A 6,835-nucleotide genomic window follows, 5' to 3' on the forward strand; every position below is an offset into this window, starting at 1 on the left:
AAATCCTACCTTTCTTGCCATGAAATCAAATAAAATTGAACTTGGAATAATAGGATTATTCCTGGTATTTCTTATCTTCAAACGTTTACAGGTCCCCGGTGGTCCCATTCTCGTTACCATCAGTTCTGCTTCATTAGCTACCTTTTATCTGATCAAAGCTTTTGGGTCTTTTAAAACCATGAGCCAAGAAAAAACTGCATCCTTCGGAAATTTCTTTTTCTATTTATTAACCGCCCTTTGCCTGTTTAGCCTTCTTTTTCAAGTCATGTTTTGGCCTGGTGGACCTTTGCTCAGTTATAGAATTCTCCAATTGACGTGCATTATTATCCCAATTTTGTATATCGCTTCCCTTTCCAAGGGCTCAAAAAACTTACCCTTGCTATGGAATTCAGTCAGGCAATCCATTCTTCGCCTACTAGCCTACCTAAGCATAGTATTATTATTAACCCTGCTTCCCACTCCAATCAAAATCAAACTATTTTCCTCCAACCCGGAAAGAGATCTTCAAAAAATCGAAAGTTTCAATGCTCCGGTAAATAGTAATCCTCATTAAAATATCAAACTGTAAACTATTCCTTTGTCCAACCAAGGTATCTTTGGAATACTACTAAATTCCACATGCAATATTCCGGGTTAAAGAAATTATTTTGATTTGGAGAAGTAATTTTAATAGCTATAAAATACTTTTTTTGAACCTAATTTAATAGGTAGGAGAATTGAAAATCTGAACTACTTGATTTAATTGAGGTTACCCCGAATTGGATTTTGTTTTCATTTTTCATAAGTTATTGAAATACAAACCCTTATTTCGTTTGTACATTTCTAATGCGCAATCTGGGTTGAAACCATTTACCTGGTAATTTTTACCTCCAATTCCACCCATGTTTGCTAAATTCTATTTAACTAAGTCTAACCTAAAATTCAGCCACCCATTCCTTTCCGGTTAATGTTTTATTTCATTTTATTTATTGACCATGGTATCAGAAAATTACACCGAATGAACCAGCTATTCAAAAAACCCGGCAGCTACCCCAAATCCACTTGTTTTAACCCAACGAAATTCTCATCTTTGCTCTTTAGATAACCAAAGGCTAAGTATGCGAAAAAACATCTTCCTAACTTGTTTTAGCATTGTGATTTCGTTACTGGGTATCGAATTAGCCATCCGTTTAACCGGAAAATTCAAAACCTATACCGAATCCACCGGAAAAAGCTATACCAGTTATTGGGGTTTTCAATCGCCGGGTTGGTACTGGACCCATACACCCAATACCACCTACCTCGAAAAGAATTCAGAATTTAGCTACCAAAACAAGTACAACTCCTTCGGTCACCGGGAATTGGAACCGGTTCGCCTGTTTAATACAAACTCCTGCAGAGTAGTGGTGCTGGGCGATAGTTATGTGGAAGGCGTTGGTGTACCATATGATAGCAGTTTAACCAGGTTCCTCGATAATTTCGCTTCCCGGGATTCTATTCCTGTCCGCTTTTACAACGCAGGCGTGGCAGGCTCCGATCCATTTTACAGCTATTCATGGCTTCGCGACCACCTTACAAGCCTGCATCCTAATCTGATTATTGTTGCCATTAACCCTTCAGACTACAGTGATTATGTATTTAGAGGTGGATTCGAACGTTTTCATTCCGATGGAACAACCCGATTTAAGGAAAAACCCGGAATTGAATTTTTCTTTAGGTATTCCCATATTGTCCGCCTTCTGATGTCGGCAAACGGATATGCAGGAGAAACATTTTTAAGGGTTGAAGATTATATTCAGGCACAGGAAAAAGCCCATTTGGCCTTCCTGGCCCTTGCCGATAGTTTTAAAACTCTTGCCACTAAATCCAATACAAATCTGGCCTTTTTTCTCCATCCAAACCGAATTCAAGACCTCTGCAATACCAATTTCAATTCCAAAGTTGTGATGACCCAATTGGAATATGATCTGCAAAAGCAACACTGCAAGGTATTCAATGTATACCACCCAATGGACAGCCTTATCCAAGAGAACAATATGCTTCAATTCGGTTATCCTATCGACGGACACTACAATGCAACCGGATACCAATTAATGGCTCAACAACTCTACCTGCAGCTACTTGAAAACAAAATGATTTCCAAAGAGCATAGCTGCAAATCAGTAACAGACTAATTGCTAATAAAACCAATCCATAACCTGATTTTTTGAATCTTACCCACAAAAAATCAATCCAATTCCGATTCTAAAATTCCACTCTATTATCCAACTTTTGGGTTGAACAGATATCTTCATCAAATTTATTCTTACAAAACTGGTTATTCAACCCAGATTCCATATTAGAAATGCATAAACGAGTTAAGAATTTGTAAATCAATTTTTTTGTACAAAATAGTAATACCGATAGCAAATTTGTAATAGTCCAATTATGCTTCGCATTAATTTGCCTAAACACCTTTTGCATCGGCATTTACCACTGTAATGTTCAAACTAGTTTTTGGACTATTTTTCAAATAACATTGATATTACAACTTCTTCCCGAAATGCTTCGGGAGGGGTAAACCCAACTAAATCAAGCAGTTCGGATTTGAAATCCTTCTATTGATTAATTTGGGTTCAAAGAACAGCTTTTGGGGTTTGCACCCGCGTGAGGGATAGAGCAGGCTACCCCACAGGCCACCGCAGCCTTAGCGGAGGTGGCCGAGGAGTAGCAGCGATAGCCCGACCTTGGCGCCTCCACCGAAAGAAAACAAATGCTACTAATCTAGCACTTCATTTCTAAATACCCGCCAAGGGCACGCCCAAATTCTCAAATTTAAACTACTGAGGTTCAATATTTTCCTAACCATATGAAATTAAAAAAAGCCCGAATTGCAAATAAAACCTACATTTACTCTAATTACCTATGCTAATGATGATTCCATTTCGTACCCTGTTTACTATATTAATTGGTCTGTTGCTGGTTACTCAAAGCTTTGCCCAAGGCATTTGTAACGATCCGACAGCTATCAATTTTATGCAACCCGGTCCTTGTATATATGCCAATCCAATTGCAGGATGTACCGACCCGTCTGCTCTTAATTTTAACCCTGCAGCAACCATTGACGATGGCTCTTGTGTTTATTCAGGAACACCAGGATGCACCGACCCCGCTGCCCTGAATTACAACCCCAGCGCAACCCTTGATGATGGCTCTTGTCAGTATGCTGTTTATGGTTGCACTGACCCTAATGCATTGAATTACAACCCTTCTGCCACCAATGACGACGGCACTTGCCAATACCCGATTTATGGCTGTACCGATCCTTCTGCCCTAAATTACAACCCAAGCGCTACCTTCGACGATGGCTCCTGCCAATACGGTGGAGGAATCTGGGGATGTACCGACCCCTCCGCTCTTAATTACAACCCTGCTGCTACCTACGACGATGGTTCTTGCCAATACCCACTCTACGGCTGCACCGATGCCTCCGCTCTTAACTACAATCCCAGTGCAAACGTAGATGATGGGTCTTGCCAATATCCAATTTACGGCTGCATGGACCCTATTGCCATCAATTACAATCCTAGCGCCACTAACGACGATGGCTCCTGCCAATATGGTGGAGGAACTTTTGGTTGTACCGATCCGACTGCTATTAACTACAACTCCTCGGCCAATTACGACGATGGTTCTTGTATTTATGCCATTTACGGCTGCACCGATCCTTCTGCTATCAATTATTACCCTGATGCCAATGTAGACGATGGTTCCTGCCAATATGGAATTCCGGGTTGTATGGACCCATTTGCCATCAATTATGACCCGAATGCCAGCTACGACGATGGTTCTTGTATTTATGGACCAATTCCGGGTTGCATGGATGTGAATGCCATTAATTACAATCCCAGCGCTAACCTAAGCGACAATTCCTGCATTTATACAGTTGATTGTAACGGCGATTCCCTGGGTACGGCATACCTGGATGATTGCCAAATTTGTGTTGGCGGAAATACCGGTCAATTGCCTTGTATTCCAATCGGCATGCCCAATCACCCCTTCCGTAAGGCAGTTCTGGAAATTTATCCCAACCCTTCTAATGGTTTAGTATGGGTTCAATGGCCACAAATGGAAGCCGGAAATGTGGAAATTCGCTTGCTTGACCTGGTTGGCAAAGAAGTACTTCAACTAAACAAAGAAGTAAAAAAAGGCTTGCCCCTTCAGTTGGACCTAAGTCTTGAAAATGGAATTTATCAAGTACAAATATTTATTCAAAACAATCATCAAAAGCTCTTGTACCTCGGCAAAGCGGTACTTAAAAAGTAGTTTTCTAGTTGACGGTTCATTTATTGCCACCAAGATTCCACCACCCGAGAAAGGAGTCATTGACAAAAAGACTACAGGCAGCTATTTTTCTAAATTCTGCCTTGGGCTAATTTTTCAAAATAATCCTTTTCTATTAATTCCGGACGGTTTAATCCTTGTTTAATCCAATGAATCAATAGTTCGGCTTTTTCATCTTCGGGCAATGACCAATTCAGGTCCGATTGCCTCAATTGTTTGGTTAATTCGTACAAACTTAAAGCGGCACTAACTGAAATATTGTAGCTTTCGGTAAATCCATGCATAGGAATAACCACAAACTCATCAGCCATTTCATGAACAATAGGACTAATTCCTTCCTTTTCAGTTCCAAAAACTAAGGCTAATTTGCCATTCAAAGGCAATTGATCTATTCGGCAACTTCGGGTATGCGGAGTGGTAGCAACAATGCGATAACCTTGCTGCTTAAGTTGATTTAGGCAATCAGCAGTATTGTTATCCTTACCCCGATAACGGTGCAATTGAAGCCATTGAGCCGAACCTAGTTCCACATCAGGATTAAGGTCGAATTTATTTTTGTTTTCTACAATGTGCACGGTTTGTATTCCCATACAATCGCAGGTTCGCAAAACAGCCGAAGTATTTTGAGTTTGGTAAATATCTTCTAAAACCACCGTAATATGGTTGGTTCTATCGTTTAAGACCTTATTCATTAAGGCAAAACGCTTTTCGGAAATAAATTGACTCAGGTATAGAGCATAAGCCTTTCTTTCATCCATAGTAACACACTTATCCATTAAACTGATTCATAGTCATGTTGATGCCAACAAGGGCAAAACTTTTAACGGCTTCTGCTGATTTTAAAATTCGTTCTTGCAAGGTTTTTTGCTCTTCTTCATTCCATTTACCCAACACATAATCTACTTGCCTTCCTTTAGCAAACGAATTACCAACCCCAAACCTTAATCGGGCATACTGATCCGTAAGCAAGGTTGCCTGAATATTCTTTAGACCGTTATGCCCTCCATCACTTCCTTTACCTTTCAAACGTATTGTTCCAAATGGCAAGGCCAAATCATCGGTAACAACCAATAAGTTTTCGATGGCTATTTTTTCGTGATTTAACCAATATTGTACGGCCTTTCCGCTCAAATTCATATAGGTTGAAGGCTTCAACAAAAGCAAGGTACGTCCTTTTACTCGAATGCTGGCAATGGATCCTAAGCGGTCTACTGAAAATCTAACACCTTCAGAATGAGCCAACTGATCTACAATATTAAAACCTATGTTATGTCGGGTGTTTGCGTATTCATCTCCAATATTTCCTAAGCCAGCAATAAGGTATTTCATTTTGCAAAGCAAGGAAAAAAACTAAGACTAAGGCGTTTTGGTTTCTGACTTTTGAAAAGTATCCAATTCCTGAAAGTCCTCTTCGGTCAAATCAAACTTATCGATTGCATCAATATTCAAGGGTTGAACATCCAAATTAATGCTACCAACGTCCAATTGTCCGAAATCGATCAAATCATCATCTATCCAGGTGGATAAGCCATCGAGTTCACCCGAAGGTTTAGATTTTGGCTTACGTTTAATTGGAGGAACTTTTCCGAACCTATAACCAATTCCAAGGTTGATGTAAGGCGCCGGAGCTATTTTGGAATCAAAGTATTTGTTTTCCGTTCGATCTAAACCTGCACCGATATCATTTTTCTTGTTTAAAGGAGTAATGGTAATTTTCCTCAGGCAAAGAATTCCGGCTTCAAAACTAAAATTAAACTTTCCTTTGATATATTGCAAATAACTGGCTCCTACTTTATACTCCCTTCTTCGCAAAATTACCTGGTCAGACAGAGTTCCGAGATCAGCCTTGGCATTTCCAAAATTGGAGACTCCACCGTTGGGTTGCATAAAAAAGCGAATCATATTTTGTTTTCCAGGGGTCCAATTTAGGTTTGCATTAAATGGGAAATTGATGTTTAAAAGCACTTTGGGTGACATTCTCCAGTTAATACCGAAAATAGGCAATGGAATACCTCTTCCCAGTAGAAAGGTGTAAACCGTTCCCACTCTTAGGGCAACCTTAGAGGAAAGGCTGTAGCGCCATTGAATATAGCCTGTATAGCGAACAGTTGGATTGGATAGTGTAAAATTATCTTCGTTACAATAGCCGAAAATCCCGGTAGTAATCGCCGATTTTTTTCCATTGAACCAAAAATAATTGAGCCCCAGATTCAAATTTATTAAAGGATGACTCCAATACAAAGGAGAACCGATTGTTTGAATTTTAGAATAAGAACCACCCAAATTCAAACTTAATTGATGAATTATTGGTTTTTCGAACTCCTCAGGATATTTGAATTTCCCAAACAAAGGCATGAAAAAATTACCCGATAATTGTCCGAAACTTGCCAGTATTTTGGTTTTTTCGGAGTAATAGACAAATTTCAGGCTGTAAAATAGACGATGGCTTCTAATAGACAAATTTCAGGCTGTTTATTTTCTTTTATAGATTGGCTTGTTATTAGAATTGATTTTATTTGCCGAGTCTGTATAA

General features: G+C 39.5%; 6 protein-coding genes. 3 read left to right on the forward strand and 3 right to left on the reverse strand.

What is annotated here, in order from left to right:
• Positions 1-19: 19 nt before the first annotated feature.
• The 3 genes from K1X82_03670 (at position 20) to K1X82_03680 (ending at position 4,284) form a co-directional block, all read left to right on the forward strand.
• Positions 20-553, forward strand: a complete 534-nt coding sequence (locus tag K1X82_03670; GenBank protein ID MBX7181189.1) for a hypothetical protein — start codon at positions 20-22, stop codon at positions 551-553.
• 580 nt (positions 554-1,133) lie between these two features.
• Positions 1,134-2,153, forward strand: coding sequence for an SGNH/GDSL hydrolase family protein (locus K1X82_03675; protein ID MBX7181190.1), 1,020 nt, complete (start codon positions 1,134-1,136; stop codon positions 2,151-2,153).
• Between the two features lie 736 nt (positions 2,154-2,889).
• Complete coding sequence (locus K1X82_03680; GenBank protein ID MBX7181191.1) at positions 2,890-4,284, forward strand: T9SS type A sorting domain-containing protein; 1,395 nt, start codon at positions 2,890-2,892, stop codon at positions 4,282-4,284.
• Between the two features lie 89 nt (positions 4,285-4,373).
• On the opposite strand, the gene K1X82_03685 is transcribed toward K1X82_03680, so the two are convergent.
• From K1X82_03685 to K1X82_03695, 3 genes are read right to left on the reverse strand one after another with little or no spacing between them, the layout of a single operon-like run.
• Positions 4,374-5,060, reverse strand: coding sequence for an RNA methyltransferase (locus K1X82_03685; GenBank protein ID MBX7181192.1), 687 nt, complete (start codon positions 5,058-5,060; stop codon positions 4,374-4,376).
• Between the two features lie 10 nt (positions 5,061-5,070).
• Positions 5,071-5,631 (reverse strand): aminoacyl-tRNA hydrolase, encoded by a 561-nt coding sequence (pth, locus tag K1X82_03690; protein ID MBX7181193.1) that lies wholly within the window; start codon positions 5,629-5,631, stop codon positions 5,071-5,073.
• Between the two features lie 27 nt (positions 5,632-5,658).
• Positions 5,659-6,762, reverse strand: a complete 1,104-nt coding sequence (locus K1X82_03695; protein MBX7181194.1) for a hypothetical protein — start codon at positions 6,760-6,762, stop codon at positions 5,659-5,661.
• Positions 6,763-6,835 lie beyond the last annotated feature (73 nt).

This window comes from Bacteroidia bacterium, from assembly GCA_019695265.1.
Taxonomy (GTDB): Bacteria; Bacteroidota; Bacteroidia; order JAIBAJ01; family JAIBAJ01; genus JAIBAJ01.

Bases quoted from the DNA above. Each gene is read 5' to 3' on its own strand.
- K1X82_03670 (MBX7181189.1), top strand. From the start codon at position 20: ATGAAATCAAATAAAATTGAACTTGGAATAATAGGATTATTCCTGGTA.
- K1X82_03680 (MBX7181191.1), top strand. From the start codon at position 2,890: ATGATGATTCCATTTCGTACCCTGTTTACTATATTAATTGGTCTGTTG.
- K1X82_03685 (MBX7181192.1), bottom strand. From the start codon at position 5,060: ATGGATGAAAGAAAGGCTTATGCTCTATACCTGAGTCAATTTATTTCC.
- pth (MBX7181193.1), bottom strand. From the start codon at position 5,631: ATGAAATACCTTATTGCTGGCTTAGGAAATATTGGAGATGAATACGCA.